12 protein-coding genes and 1 tRNA gene are annotated in these 12,203 nt (G+C 73.0%); 11 read left to right on the top strand and 2 right to left on the bottom strand.

Annotated features, from left to right (window positions below):
- Nucleotides 1–46 precede the first annotated feature (46 nt).
- Together CAE01nite_RS09525 and CAE01nite_RS09520 are read left to right on the top strand one after the other, a co-directional pair.
- The gene (locus CAE01nite_RS09525; RefSeq protein WP_146903274.1) at nucleotides 47–316 is read left to right on the top strand and encodes a hypothetical protein; all 270 of its coding nucleotides are present in this window, start codon (nucleotides 47–49) and stop codon (nucleotides 314–316) included.
- Between the two features lie 80 nt (nucleotides 317–396).
- A tRNA-Lys gene (locus CAE01nite_RS09520) sits at nucleotides 397–472 on the top strand.
- 255 nt (nucleotides 473–727) lie between these two features.
- On the opposite strand, the gene CAE01nite_RS09515 is transcribed toward CAE01nite_RS09520, so the two are convergent.
- Nucleotides 728–1,417 (bottom strand): FadR/GntR family transcriptional regulator, encoded by a 690-nt coding sequence (locus CAE01nite_RS09515; RefSeq protein WP_146903271.1) that lies wholly within the window; start codon nucleotides 1,415–1,417, stop codon nucleotides 728–730.
- A 113-nt stretch (nucleotides 1,418–1,530) separates the two neighbouring features.
- Between CAE01nite_RS09515 and CAE01nite_RS09510 the strand changes: the two genes are divergently transcribed.
- The 6 genes from CAE01nite_RS09510 to CAE01nite_RS09485 all read left to right on the top strand — a co-directional run bounded on the left by CAE01nite_RS09510 (nucleotide 1,531) and on the right by CAE01nite_RS09485 (nucleotide 7,841).
- Nucleotides 1,531–2,394, top strand: a complete 864-nt coding sequence (locus CAE01nite_RS09510; RefSeq protein ID WP_186816492.1) for an amidohydrolase family protein — start codon at nucleotides 1,531–1,533, stop codon at nucleotides 2,392–2,394.
- Between the two features lie 230 nt (nucleotides 2,395–2,624).
- A complete protein-coding gene (locus CAE01nite_RS09505) occupies nucleotides 2,625–4,010 on the top strand; it encodes an enolase C-terminal domain-like protein (RefSeq protein WP_146903266.1) in 1,386 nt (461 codons plus the stop codon).
- Complete coding sequence (locus tag CAE01nite_RS09500; protein WP_146903263.1) at nucleotides 4,007–4,762, top strand: SDR family NAD(P)-dependent oxidoreductase; 756 nt, start codon at nucleotides 4,007–4,009, stop codon at nucleotides 4,760–4,762. Before CAE01nite_RS09505 ends, CAE01nite_RS09500 begins: the two co-directional genes overlap by 4 nt.
- Nucleotides 4,759–5,745: an aldo/keto reductase gene (locus CAE01nite_RS09495; RefSeq protein WP_246131121.1), complete on the top strand. Its 987-nt coding sequence runs from the start codon at nucleotides 4,759–4,761 to the stop codon at nucleotides 5,743–5,745. Before CAE01nite_RS09500 ends, CAE01nite_RS09495 begins: the two co-directional genes overlap by 4 nt.
- 11 nt (nucleotides 5,746–5,756) lie before the next feature.
- Nucleotides 5,757–6,623, top strand: a complete 867-nt coding sequence (locus CAE01nite_RS09490) for a fumarylacetoacetate hydrolase family protein (protein ID WP_146903260.1) — start codon at nucleotides 5,757–5,759, stop codon at nucleotides 6,621–6,623.
- An 81-nt stretch (nucleotides 6,624–6,704) separates the two neighbouring features.
- The gene (locus CAE01nite_RS09485; protein ID WP_146903257.1) at nucleotides 6,705–7,841 is read left to right on the top strand and encodes an ROK family transcriptional regulator; all 1,137 of its coding nucleotides are present in this window, start codon (nucleotides 6,705–6,707) and stop codon (nucleotides 7,839–7,841) included.
- 42 nt (nucleotides 7,842–7,883) lie between these two features.
- On the opposite strand, the gene CAE01nite_RS09480 is transcribed toward CAE01nite_RS09485, so the two are convergent.
- A complete protein-coding gene (locus CAE01nite_RS09480; RefSeq protein ID WP_146904033.1) occupies nucleotides 7,884–8,852 on the bottom strand; it encodes an acetylxylan esterase in 969 nt (322 codons plus the stop codon).
- Between the two features lie 133 nt (nucleotides 8,853–8,985).
- Between CAE01nite_RS09480 and CAE01nite_RS09475 the strand changes: the two genes are divergently transcribed.
- The 3 genes from CAE01nite_RS09475 to CAE01nite_RS09465 are packed head-to-tail and all read left to right on the top strand — an operon-like array spanning nucleotide 8,986 to nucleotide 12,202.
- Nucleotides 8,986–10,323, top strand: coding sequence for an ABC transporter substrate-binding protein (locus CAE01nite_RS09475; protein WP_146903254.1), 1,338 nt, complete (start codon nucleotides 8,986–8,988; stop codon nucleotides 10,321–10,323).
- Nucleotides 10,324–10,325: 2 nt separating this feature from the next.
- Nucleotides 10,326–11,264 carry a carbohydrate ABC transporter permease gene (locus CAE01nite_RS09470; protein ID WP_222595871.1) on the top strand — a complete coding sequence of 313 codons (939 nt, stop codon included), beginning with the start codon at nucleotides 10,326–10,328 and terminating at the stop codon, nucleotides 11,262–11,264.
- The gene (locus tag CAE01nite_RS09465; protein WP_146903251.1) at nucleotides 11,261–12,202 is read left to right on the top strand and encodes a carbohydrate ABC transporter permease; all 942 of its coding nucleotides are present in this window, start codon (nucleotides 11,261–11,263) and stop codon (nucleotides 12,200–12,202) included. The genes CAE01nite_RS09470 and CAE01nite_RS09465 overlap by 4 nt, the downstream gene beginning before the upstream one ends.
- Nucleotide 12,203 lies beyond the last annotated feature (1 nt).

Genomic DNA, 12,203 nt, shown 5'->3' with positions numbered 1-12,203 from the left:
TGCGGGGGTGGTCCGATGAGCGCCCACCGCCCCGAGGGGAGCTGACGTGAACGACGTGCCCGACGCCGACCCGACGGCCTCCACCGGCGACCCGCGGCCGTCCGAGCCCGACGACGGTCCGGTCCCCGAGCAGGTCATGGACCTGCTGGCCGATCACGTGCCGCTCGCGCTGCTGATGGACCTGGTGACACCGGACGGCCCGGACTCCGCCGACATCCTGGCCGCCGAGGGCATGCCCGACGACGCCTGGTGGGAGCCCGGGGTCGACGACGGCACGTCCCGCGGGCGGTCGACCGACGGCCTCCCGGGGCCCTGACGCCTCGCGCGTGATCTGCGCCACGTCGGGGGCATCCGGTTCGCCGGTCGCCCGGACCGGGTGCTAACGTTTCTCACCGCGCGCCATTAGCTCAATTGGCAGAGCAGCTGACTCTTAATCAGCGGGTTCGGGGTTCGAGTCCCTGATGGCGCACCATCACCGCAGGCCAGCGACTTAGTCCCAGTCGCTGGCCTGTGGCATGTCCGGGCCGTTCGTGGCCGCCCCCGCGGACGGTGGAGGCAGCCGCGACTGGACATCGGTGGAGGTGCGAGCCGCCGTCGACGACGTAGGTCGCTCCTCGCCCACGTGCGTCGCGTACCCGCCATCGTCCTGGAGCGTCACCCACGGTCGAACCGGCGCGCCGACGGGGGCGACGTCTGGTTCAGCCGTTCACCGTGCATCCGGGTCACGTCAGTCGCCCGACGCTTGTTCGCCTGCCCTCTGAAGCCACTGCAGCACGCCCGAGATGTGCACGAGGGTCCGTGCCGAGGCGAGCTCGGGGTCGTGCGACTCGATCGCCTCGATGATCCGCAGGTGCTCCTCGATGGTCCTGGCGACGGCGTTCTCGTCGGTGAGGCCGCGCCAGATCCGCGCCCGTTCCGTCGGCATGGAGACGGTGTCGACCATGGACGCCAGGACGGCGTTGCCGGTGCTCACCGCGATGGCGGAGTGGAACGCCAGGTCATGGCGCACGAGCTCGGTCACGTCGGTGGACGCCCCGGTCGCCTGCACCGAGGCGCGCAGCCCGGCCACCTGCTCGGGCGTCATCGTGCGCGCCGCGATGGCCGCGGCGGCCGGCTCGAGGATCCGGCGAACCTGGAGGAACTCCACGACCCCGGAGTCGCGGCGGAACTCGAGCAGGAAGCTGAGGGACTCCAGCAGGCTGTCGGTGCTCATGCTGGAGACGTAGGTCCCGTCACCCTGCCGGACATCGAGGATGCGCACCATGCTGAGCGCCCGCACGGCCTCCCGGAGCGAGTTGCGGGACACGCCGATGAGCGCCGCGAGGTCGGCCTCGCGCGGCAGCCGGTCACCCGGCTTGAGCTCACCCGAGGTGATCATCGCCTTGATCTGGGTGATGGCATCGTCCGTGAGCGCCATGAGGGCCTTTCTGCTGCTCGAGGGGGCACCCTCGCGAGACGTCGGACCTTTGTACCATCCCCCAGGGAACCACTGACCCCACCCACCGATCCGGCCCTGCCCTGGAGGTCTGCGTGCCCGCGCCCACGCTCGTCGACACGCACGTGCACGTCTGGGACGTGACCGGAGGGCCGTCCGGGGTGACGTACCCGTGGCTGACCTCAGGCCCGCTGCACCGGACGCACACCCTCGCCGAGGTGGAACCGGCCATGCGCGAGGTCGGGGTCGACGCGGTGGTGCTCGTGCAGGCGTCGGACAGCCTCGCCGAGACCGACGAGCTGCTGCGCGTCGCCCGCCGGGCCGGGCTCCCGGCGTCGGTGGTGGGGTGGCTCCCGCTCGCGGACCCCGACGGATGCCGTCGCGAGCTGGAGCGGCGCACCGACCCCCGGCTGGTCGGCGTCCGCCACCTCATCCATGACGAGGCAGACCCGCAGTGGATGCTCCGGCCGGACGTGGCCGCCGGCATGCGGGTCCTCGACGAGGCAGGGCTCACTTTCGACGCCGTCGCCGAGCGTCCCGACCTCCTGGCACAGGTGCCGGTCGTCGCCCGGCGCCATCCGAACCTCACGATCGTGCTCGACCACCTCGGCAAGCCGCCGGTCCGGTCCGGCTGGGCGGGGGAGGCCGCGCAGCGGTGGGCACAGCAGCTGCGGGACGTCGCCGCCGCGCCGTCGACGGTCGCGAAGATGTCCGGTCTCGAGCTCGCGTGGGGTGGGGCGGGCGCGCAGGAGGCGGTCCGGCCGTTCCTCCAGCACGCGCTGGACTGCTTCGGCAGCGACCGGCTCATGCTCGGGAGCGACTGGCCGGTGTCCACCCTTCGTGGCGACTATGCCGACGTCATGGGAGGTCTGCGTGCCGCGCTGGACCGGTTGACCCCGCAGGAGCAGACCGCGATCCGCAGCGGGACGGCGCAGCGGGTCTACGGCACAGGGGCCTGAGCGGGCTCGAGGACGCAGTCGTCACGCGTGCGGACGCGTGGCGGACGGCGTGCGCCGCCGTGGCGAGCGGCGCCCGGCGACAGGCCTTCGCCCGGCCTGGGGGCTGGGCATGCAGGTGGTCGGCATGGTAGACATCGGATGTCTCACCATCACTTCCGGCCACAGTGGACCGGCGAAGCGCGGATGCTTCCCGACGTCGCCTGTCGCGCCAGAGAGGACGCACAGGCGACATGCCCACTATCACCGCGCTCGAGACGCGCGACGTCAGGTTCCCGACGTCGCGCTTCCTGGACGGCTCCGACGCGATGAACCCGGACCCCGACTACTCCGCGGCCTACCTCGTGCTGCACACCGACGAGCGGACGCCGGACGGCGAGCCGCTGGCGGGGTACGGGCTCGCCTTCACCATCGGCCGGGGCAACGACGTCCAGACGGTCGCGGTCGCGGCGCTGGCCCACCACGTCGTCGGGCTCGACCTCGACGACGTCTGCGGCGACCTGGGGACGTTCGCCCGTCGGCTCACCGACGACTCCCAGCTGCGCTGGCTCGGCCCGGAGAAGGGCGTCATGCACATGGCCATCGGCGCCGTGGTGAATGCCGCCTGGGACCTCGCCTCGCGCCGCGCCGGCAAGCCGCTGTGGCGGTTCCTCGCGGACCTGAGCCCGGCGGAGATCGTCGCCTGCGTGGACTGGCGCTATCTCTCCGACGCCCTGACCGCGGAGGAGGCCCTCGCGATGCTCGAGGACGCCGCGGTCGGACGCGAGGCGCGGCGGGCCCACCTGGAGCAGCACGGCTACCCGGCGTACACCACGTCACCGGGCTGGCTCGGGTACTCCGACGACAAGCTCGCCACGCTGTGCCGCGAGGCGGTCGCCGACGGGTACCGGATCATCAAGCTCAAGGTCGGTGCGTCGCTGGAGGACGACGTCCGGCGCCTGGGCGTCGCCCGGTCGGCCGTCGGTCCCGACGTCCGGCTCGCGATCGACGCGAACCAGCGCTGGGACGTCGCCGAGGCGGTCGGCTGGCTCTCCGAGCTCGAGCGCTTCGACCTCGCCTGGATCGAGGAGCCGACCAGCCCGGACGACATCCTCGCCCACGCCGCGATCCGTGCGGCCGTCACGGTGCCGGTCTCGACCGGTGAGCACACCCAGAACCGCACGATGTTCAAGCAGCTCATGCAGGCGCGCGCGGTCGACCTCATCCAGATCGACGCCGCCCGGGTGGGGGGCGTCAACGAGAACCTGGCGGTGCTGCTGCTGGCGCGGAAGTTCTCGATCCCGGTGTTCCCGCACGCCGGCGGGGTGGGGCTGTGCGAGATGGTCCAGCACCTGGCGATGGCGGACTTCGTGGCGATCTCGGGGTCCATGGAGGACCGTGCCATCGAGTACGTCGACCACCTGCACGACCACTTCGTCGACCCGGTGCGGGTCGAGGGCGGGCGCTACCGTGCCCCGGTCGCCCCTGGCATGGGCGCTCGCATGTGGCAGCGGTCGGTCGACGACCACGCCTTCCCGGACGGGCCGGCCTGGCAGGCGCCCGCGCCCGTCCCCGCCATGCCCGTCCCCGCGCGCGTCCCCGCTGAGGGACACGCGCTCGCCGAGGGAGCCGTCGTATGAGCGACTTCGCAGGCCTGGTGGCCGTCGTCACCGGTGGCGCGTCCGGGATCGGGCTCAGCACCGCCCGGACGCTCGCGGACCGGGGCGCCCGGGTCGCGGTGCTCGACCTCCCGCACGCGCTGGAAGGCCTCCCGGCGCCGCTCGTCGGCGTGCCCACCGACGTCCGGGACGACGCGGCGGTGCGCGAGGCGGTCGAGGCGGTCGCGGCGCGGTTCGGCGGCATCGACGTCGTCGTGAACAACGCCGGCATCGGCGCGCAGGGCACGGTCGCGGACAACGACGACGCCGAGTGGGCCCGGGTGCTGGACGTGAACGTCCTGGGGATGGTGCGCGTCTCGCGGCACGCGCTGCCGCACCTGCGCCGCTCCCCGCACGCCGCGATCGTCAACACCTGCTCGATCGCGGCCACCGCCGGGCTGGCCCGCCGGGCGCTGTACTCCGCCTCCAAGGGCGCCGTGCAGGCGCTCACCCTGGCGATGGCCGCCGATCACGTCCGCGAGGGGATCCGGGTCAACTGCGTGAACCCCGGCACCGTGGACACCCCGTGGGTCGGCCGGCTGCTGGAGGCCGCCGCGGACCCGGAGGCGGAGCGCACCGCGCTCGGGGCGCGCCAGCCGCTCGGGCGCCTCGTGACGGCGTCCGAGGTGGCCGCGGCCATCGCCTACCTGGCTTCGCCCGCGTCGGGGTCGACCACGGGGACCGCGCTCGCCGTCGACGGTGGGTTGCAGGGGCTCCGGGTGCGTCCGGCGTGACCGGTCACGAGCCCGACCGCGCGCTGCTGCCGCCCGGGTCGGACGCAGGGTCCCGCACGACCGTCTTCGGGTGCGCCGCCCTCGGGGGTCTGTACCGGCCCAGCTCGCGCGAGGAGGCGCACGCCGCCCTCGGTGCCGCGTGGGAGCTCGGGTTCCGGCGCTTCGACACCGCACCGCACTACGGCGTCGGACTGTCGGAGGAGTACCTCGGGGAGTTCCTGCGCGGCCGGCCGCGGGACTCGTTCACGCTCTCGACGAAGGTCGGTCGGCTCCTCGTGGACGACCCGACCGTCGCCGACGGGACCGACGGCTTCTTCGGGGCACCGGCGCGTCGACGTGTGACGGACTACTCCGCGGACGGGGTGCGTCGGGCCCTCGAGGAGTCGCTCGAGCGCCTCGGGCTCGACCGCGTCGACGTCGTGCTCGTGCACGACCCCGAGGACCACCTGGACGCCGCCGTCCGTGAGGCGGCCCCTGCGCTGGCCAGGCTGCGGGACCAGGGCGTCGTCACCGGGTACGGCGTCGGGACGAACTACGCGCACGTCGCGGAGCGCTTCGTCCGGGAGACCGACGCCGACCACGTGCTGGTCGCCGGCCGGTACTCGCTGCTGGACCGCCGCGCGGAGCGGGGCCTCCTGCAGGCCTGTGCCGAGCGGGGTGTGCAGGTGCTCGCGGGCGGGGTGCTGAACTCCGGGCTGCTGGCCGACCCCCGTCCTGGTGCGCCGTTCGACTACGCACCGGCACCGGAGCGGCTGCTCGACGCCGCCCGGCGGATGGCGGCCGCGTGCCGGGCCCGGGGGCTGAGCCTGCGCGCCGCGGCCCTGCAGTTCCCGACCCGGCATCCCGCCGTCGGTGCGGTGGTGACCGGCGCCGGACGCGCGGACGAGGTCCGGGACACCGTCGACCAGCTGCGGGCCGCCGTCCCCGACGACCTCTGGGCCGAGCTCGACACGCTCGTGCCCGACCAGGACCTGCTGCCGTAGGAGGGCACGAGATGAAGCTGTTGCGACACGGCCCCGCGGGCGCCGAGAGCCCCGCCGTCCTGCACGACGACGCGGCGTTCTCCCTGACGCCGCTGACCGCCGACATCGACGGGGCCTTCCTCGCGGGCGGGGGGATCGCCCGCGTGCGTCGCGCGCTCACCGACGGCTCCCTGCCGCTGGTCGACCTGGACGGGCAGCGCCTCGGGCCTCCGGTGGCCCGTCCCTCGGCCGTGGTCTGCATCGGGCAGAACTACGCCGCGCACGCCGCCGAGTCCGGCGCGCAGCCCCCCGCACTTCCGATCGTGTTCCTCAAGACGCCGAACACCGTCGTCGGCCCGTTCGACGACGTGGTGATCCCGCCGGCCAGCACGAGGACGGACTGGGAGGTCGAGCTCGCCGTGGTCATCGGCGCGCGCGCCTGGTGCCTGCCCTCTCCCGCCGACGCCGCCGGCTGCATCGCCGGCTACACGATCTCCAACGACGTCTCCGAGCGCACGTGGCAGATCGACCTGTCCGGCGGGCAGTGGTCGAAGGGCAAGTGCGCCCCGACGTTCAACCCGCTGGGCCCCTACCTCGTCCCGGCCGACGAGCTCGACCCCGGCGACCTGCGCCTGGGGTCGACGGTGAACGGGGAGGTCCGGCAGGCCTCCGTCACGGCCGACATGATCTTCGACGTGCCGTACCTGATCTGGCACCTGAGCCAGTTCATGGCGCTGGAGCCGGGGGACGTCGTCAACACCGGGACGCCGGAGGGCGTCGCCTTCTCCGGCCGGTTCCCCTACCTGAGCGACGGCGACGTCATGACCATGCACGTCGAGGGACTCGGCGAGCAGACCCAGACCGTCCGCCGCGCCGTCCGGGCCCCGTCGGGCGCGTAGCGGCGCAGGTCGGGCCCGGGCGACAGCCGTCCGACGTCTGGCGACCGGCCTCGGACCCCGGCCGACCTCTACGCTCGCGCCATGGTCGACCCTCCCGGGACGGCGTGGGCGTGGCCGTCCCTGACGTCGGCGAAGCGCACGGTCCTGCTCGACGTCCTGGTCCACGGGCCGAGGTCCCGCTCGCAGCTGACGCGGCGCACGGGCCTGTCCCGCGCGACGCTCTCGCGGCTCACGCGCGACCTCACCGAGGCGGGTCTGCTGCGGGACGGTGTCCCGGCCGAGGTGCTCGGGCCCGGGCGCCCCTCCGACGTGGTCGCCCTGCGGGCCGACGGGGGCCGGTTCGTCGGGCTCAAGCTCACCGGCACCACCCTGTACGTCGTGGTGACCGACCTCGGGGCCGGCGTGCTCCACACCGAGGAGATCGGGCTCGCGTCGCGCGACGTCGACGACGTCGTCGCGACGATGGCCGGGGCCGTCCTGCGGGCGCGGTCGGCGTTCCCGCGGGTGTCGGCGGTCGGTGTCTGCCTCGCCGGTGACGTCCACGTCGTCGACGGGTCGGCGTGGGTGATCGGCTCGGACTTCCTGGGCTGGGACCGGGTGCCGCTCGAGGCCGCCGTCGTCGCCGCCACCGGCCTGCCCACCGCGATCAGCAACGACGTGCAGGCGCTGACCGTGGCCCACCACTGGTTCGGTGCAGGGCGCGGGGCGGCCTCGCTCGCCGTGGTCGCGGTGGGCGCCGGCGTGGGGGCCGGTCTGGTCCTCGACGGGACGCTGCTCCGCGGCGCGCACGGCCGGCCGGGCAAGGTCAGCCACCTGATCGTGACCGGCGGCGGGCCGCGCTGCGACCGGGGGCACGTGGGGTGTGCGTCCGCCTACGTCACCGTCCCGGCTGTGCTGGCCAACGCGGGCCTGTCGTCCTTCGACGACGTCCTGCGTGCCGCCGAGGCGGGGGAGCGGCGGGCGGACCGGGCGCTGCGGGAGGCGGGCACGGCGCTCGGTGCGCTCGCCGCGAACCTGGTCAATCTAATCGACCCGGAGAAGGTCGTGCTCACCGGGGAGGGCCGGGCCGTCGGGGAGTACGCCCGGGCCGAGCTCGACGCCGCGCTGCGCCGGCGGCTCGACCCCTCGGCGATCGCCCCGCCGGTCGAGGTGCACCCGTTCGCGTTCACCGACTACGCCTGGGGAGCGGCCATCACGGCGATCCGCCACCTGGTCTGAGCGGTGCGGCCGATCGCGCCCCCCGAGCGGGGAGCCGGTCCGTCAGAGCCGGGGACCCAGCCACTCGACCTGGCGGGCCCAGTGCGGGACCTGACCGCCCTCGTGGCCGTTCCAGGGATAGACCTCGATCGAGCGGTCCTCCCCGGCATAGGCGTTGAAGGCCGCGAAGACCGTCGACGGCAGGACGATCGCGTCCATGAGGGCGACCGAGAAGAGCGCCGGCACCCGCGCGCGACGCGCCAGGACGGCGCCGTCGAAGTAGGACAGCGTCCGGAACACCGCCGCGTCGCTGCCGCGGTGCACGGCGAGGTAGCGGACGACTTCGGTGAACGGCAGCTCCGGGGTGAGCTCGACCGCACGGCGGAAGTGGCACAGGAAGGGGACGTCCGGCAGGCACGCGGCGACGAGGTCTCCGGCGAGGGCGGCCGCCGCGAGGCTGATGCCGCCACCCTGGCTCGCCCCGGTCACCGCGACCCGGTCCCGGTCGACGAACGGCAGCGTCCGGACGGCGTCGACGAGCCGGACGGCGTCGGTGAAGACGCGCCGGTAGTAGTACGTCGCGGGCGCCTCGATGCCCCGGGTCATGAACCCCGGCACGGCCGGCCCCGCGCCGTGCGGGTCGGGGGTGTGCCCGCCGCTGCCCCAGCCGCTGCCCTGCCCCCGGGTGTCCATCACGACGTGCACGTACCCGGCCGCCGCCCACTGCAGCTTCTCTCCCGGCACGCCTCGCCCGCCGTTGTAGCCCAGATACTCCACGACGCAGGGGTGCGGTCCGGGAGCCGGCGGCCGGACGACCCAGGCCCGGACCGGCTCACCGGCGAAGCCCGGGAAGGTGAGGTCCTCGACCACCAGCTCGCGGACGGGGGTGTCGACCGGCGCGAGGACCGGGGCGGCGCCCAGCGCGCGCGACTCGGACAGCGTGGCGGCCCAGAAGTCGTCCAGGTCGTCCGGCTCGGCGAGGTCCGGCGAGTACGTCCGGAGATCGGCGAGGGGAAGGTCGGTGAGCGGCACGGGGATCTCCTCGATGAAGGAAGTGCTCTGGCAGGAGGCAGTCATCCTACCTTTGTGTTGACAGTATGTTGCGGCGTGCGACAAACTTCCGGACGTTGGCCGACGAGGGCCACCACGACGGAAGGACGGTCTTGTGGACGCGAAGACGCTCTCGGGGCACGGGTGGCGGCGGCGGACCGCGATCATCACCGCAGGCATGCTGTCCCTCGCCGGGCTCACGGCGTGCGGTACAGGCGACTCGGGCGACTCCGGCGACGCCGCGGCCGGGGGTGCGTCCGCGGACGGACCGGTCGAGGTCGACTTCTGGGGCTGGGTCCCGGGCCTGGAGGGTCTGGTGGACACCTGGAACGCCGACAACCCCGACATCCAGGTGTCCTTTCATCGGATGACCGGGGACGACGGGCAGAAGGTCGAGGCGGCAGTCGACGCCGGCACCGGGCCCGACCTGGTCCAGCTGAGCACGCACAACCTGCCGGACTACGTCATCCAGGGGCGCGTGCAGGACATCACCGAGTACGTCACCGAGCACGAGGACAACTACACGGAGGCGTCCTGGGCCTCGGTGTCGTTCGACGGCAAGGTGTACGGCGTCCCGCAGGGCATCGGCCCGAGCGGGATGATGTACCGGACGGACATCCTCGAGCAGCACGGCATCGCCGTCCCCACGACGTGGGACGAGTACCTCGAGGCCGCCCGCGCGCTGCACGCCGCCGATCCCGAGGTGTACATCGCGAACATGTCGCCCGGCGAGATCGGCCAGTGGGTCCAGGAGGTCCAGCAGGCCGAGGGCAGCTGGTTCGGCATCGACGGCGACGCGTGGACCGTCGGGGTGAACGACGAGGCGAGCAAGCAGGTGGCCGAGCGCTGGCAGACCCTGCTCGACGAGGGCCTGGTCACCACCGAGCTCATGTGGACGCCGGAGTACTGGGCCCGCGTCAACGCCGGTGACATCGCGACCATCAGCTACGCGGCCTGGTTCCCGGTCGCGCTGGCCGAGAACGCCGCCGACACCTCGGGCCGGTGGCGCGTGGCGCCGATGCCGACCAACGAGGGCTCGGACAACCAGGGCGACTCCGGTGGTGCGGCCGTCGTCGTGCTCGACGGCGCCCAGGACCCGGCCGCCGCGGCGGAGTTCGCGTCCTGGCTGAACGGCTCGGACGACACCCAGGACACGCTCATCACCGAGGGCGGGCTGTTCCCCTCGACGAAGAACGGCCTGGCCTCGCCGGCGCTGCGTCAGGAGCAGGAGTTCTACGGCGGCCAGGTCATCAACGAGGTCTTCATCGAGTCGGCCGAGCACACCCCGTCGACGTGGACCGAGGGCCCGAACTGGGGCACGGCGCAGACCGCGGTGCTGGACGAGTTCGCCAAGGTGGTCGGCGGGTCGCAGACCTTCACCGAGGCGCTGGACAACGCCCAGGCAGCCACGGTCGCCGATCTCGAGGCCCGCGGTCTCACGGTCAAGGACTGACCGTGGTCGCCCAGGCCCCGTCGGCCGTCGTCCCCCGCCGCCGTGTGATCGGCGGCGGGGGACGGTGGGTCCCCTACGCGTTCGTGACCCCGTTCGTCCTGGTCTTCCTCACCTTCATGCTGGCGCCGATCGTCATCGCGGTCGTGAACGGCCTGTACTCCAGCCAGAGCTCGGGACTGGGCTTCGGCGGTGCCGAGACGGTGTTCGTGGGCCTGCGCAACTACGCACGGGCGTTCGCCGACACCGACTTCCTGTTCAGCTTCGTGCGCGTCGCGCTCTACGGCGTCGTCCAGGTGCCCGTGATGATGGTGATCGCGGCGGTCCTGGCCCTGCTGTTCGACTCGGCACTGGTGAAGGCGCGCCGCTTCTTCCAGTTCGCGGTGTTCCTGCCCTACGCGGTGCCCGGCGTCATCGCGGCGCTGCTGTGGAGCTTCTTCTACCAGCCGTCGGTCAGCCCGCTGGTGCAGGGGCTGCAGGCGATCGGCGTCGACGCCGACCTGCTCGCGCCCGGGACGGTCCTGTGGTCCGTCGCCAACGTCAGCATCTGGTCGAACGCCGGCATCAACATGATCATCCTGTTCTCGGCGCTGCAGTCGCTGCCGCGCGACACCTTCGAGGCGGCGCGCCTGGACGGGGCGGGGGAGCTGCGGATCGCGCTCAGCCTGAAGCTGCCCATGATAGCGCCGGCGGTGATGCTCACGACCCTGTCCACGGTGATCGGCACGCTGCAGCTGTTCAACGAGCCGCAGGTCCTGCAGTTCATCACCCCGAACATCTCCAGCGACTGGACGCCCAACATGGCGATCTACGCAGTGTCGACACTCGGGCGCGACGCCCACCTCGGCTCGGCGATGGCCGTGATCCTCGGCCTCGTGACCCTCGTGGTCTCCCTGGTCCTGGTCCGGTTCACGAACTCCTCCGCACGCGGAGGTGCCCGATGACCGCCGGCCTGCAGCAGCGTCCTGCCGCCCCCGTCGCCCCGGCTTCGCAGCCACGCCGTCGTGGTCGCGCCTCCCGGACGGTCGTGTCCGGCGGCGACCGGGTCAGCCGGGGCTGGATGATCGCCGCCACGGCGCTCGTGGCGGTCGCCTCGCTGTACTTCCTGGCGCCGGTCCTGTGGCTGGTCGTCGCGTCCACCAAGTCGGCGTCGCAGCTGTTCAGCACCCCCGGCTTCTCCCTGGCCGACTGGCACCTGTGGGACAACGTGCGTGAGCTGTCGACCTACGACGGCGGCATCTTCTGGCGCTGGGCGCTCAACTCGGTCGTCTACTCGGTGGTCGGGTCGCTGCTCACCACGCTGCTGTGCGCCGCCACCGGGTACGCGCTGGCGGTCTACCGGTTCCGCGGCCGCTCGCTGCTCATCGCCGTCGTGCTGGGCAGCATGCTCGTCCCGGGCACGGTCCTCGCCCAGCCGACGTACGTGCTCCTGGTCAACCTCGGCCTGAACAACACGTACTGGGGCCTGCTGCTGCCGGGCCTCTCGTACCCGTTCGGCGTGCTGCTGGCCTGGATCTTCGCGCAGAACGCCGTCCCGCTCGAGCTCATCGAGGCGGCGCGCCTCGACGGGTCGGGGGAGTTCCGCACCTTCGCCACGCTCGGCCTGCGCCTGATGTCCAGCGGGCTGGTGACGATCCTGCTGTTCGCGTTCCTCGGCAGCTGGAACAACTACCTCCTGCCGCTGCTGGTTCTCACCGACGTGGAGCTGATGCCGCTGACGGTCGGGCTGACGGGCTGGAACCAGGCGTCCATCACCATCCCCGGCCTGCAGATCCTCACCGTGGTCGGCTCGATGATCTCGGTCGTCCCGATCGCGGCGGTCTTCCTGGCGTTGCAGCGGTTCTGGCGCGCCGGCCTGACCGCGGGCAGCGTGCGCGGGTGAC

It is taken from the genome of Cellulomonas aerilata (genome assembly GCF_007991755.1).
Taxonomy (GTDB): Bacteria; Actinomycetota; Actinomycetes; order Actinomycetales; family Cellulomonadaceae; genus Pengzhenrongella; species Pengzhenrongella aerilata.
This window is presented reverse-complemented; position numbering and strand designations above follow the sequence as displayed.

What these genes read in the sequence shown, in the direction of transcription:
- CAE01nite_RS09515 (WP_146903271.1), bottom strand. Translation starts at nt 1,417, where the DNA reads ATGGCGCTCACGGACGATGCCATCACCCAGATCAAGGCGATGATCACC.
- CAE01nite_RS09500 (WP_146903263.1), top strand. Translation starts at nt 4,007, where the DNA reads ATGAGCGACTTCGCAGGCCTGGTGGCCGTCGTCACCGGTGGCGCGTCC.
- CAE01nite_RS09485 (WP_146903257.1), top strand. Translation starts at nt 6,705, where the DNA reads ATGGTCGACCCTCCCGGGACGGCGTGGGCGTGGCCGTCCCTGACGTCG.
- CAE01nite_RS09490 (WP_146903260.1), top strand. Translation starts at nt 5,757, where the DNA reads ATGAAGCTGTTGCGACACGGCCCCGCGGGCGCCGAGAGCCCCGCCGTC.
- CAE01nite_RS09505 (WP_146903266.1), top strand. Translation starts at nt 2,625, where the DNA reads ATGCCCACTATCACCGCGCTCGAGACGCGCGACGTCAGGTTCCCGACG.
- CAE01nite_RS09465 (WP_146903251.1), top strand. Translation starts at nt 11,261, where the DNA reads ATGACCGCCGGCCTGCAGCAGCGTCCTGCCGCCCCCGTCGCCCCGGCT.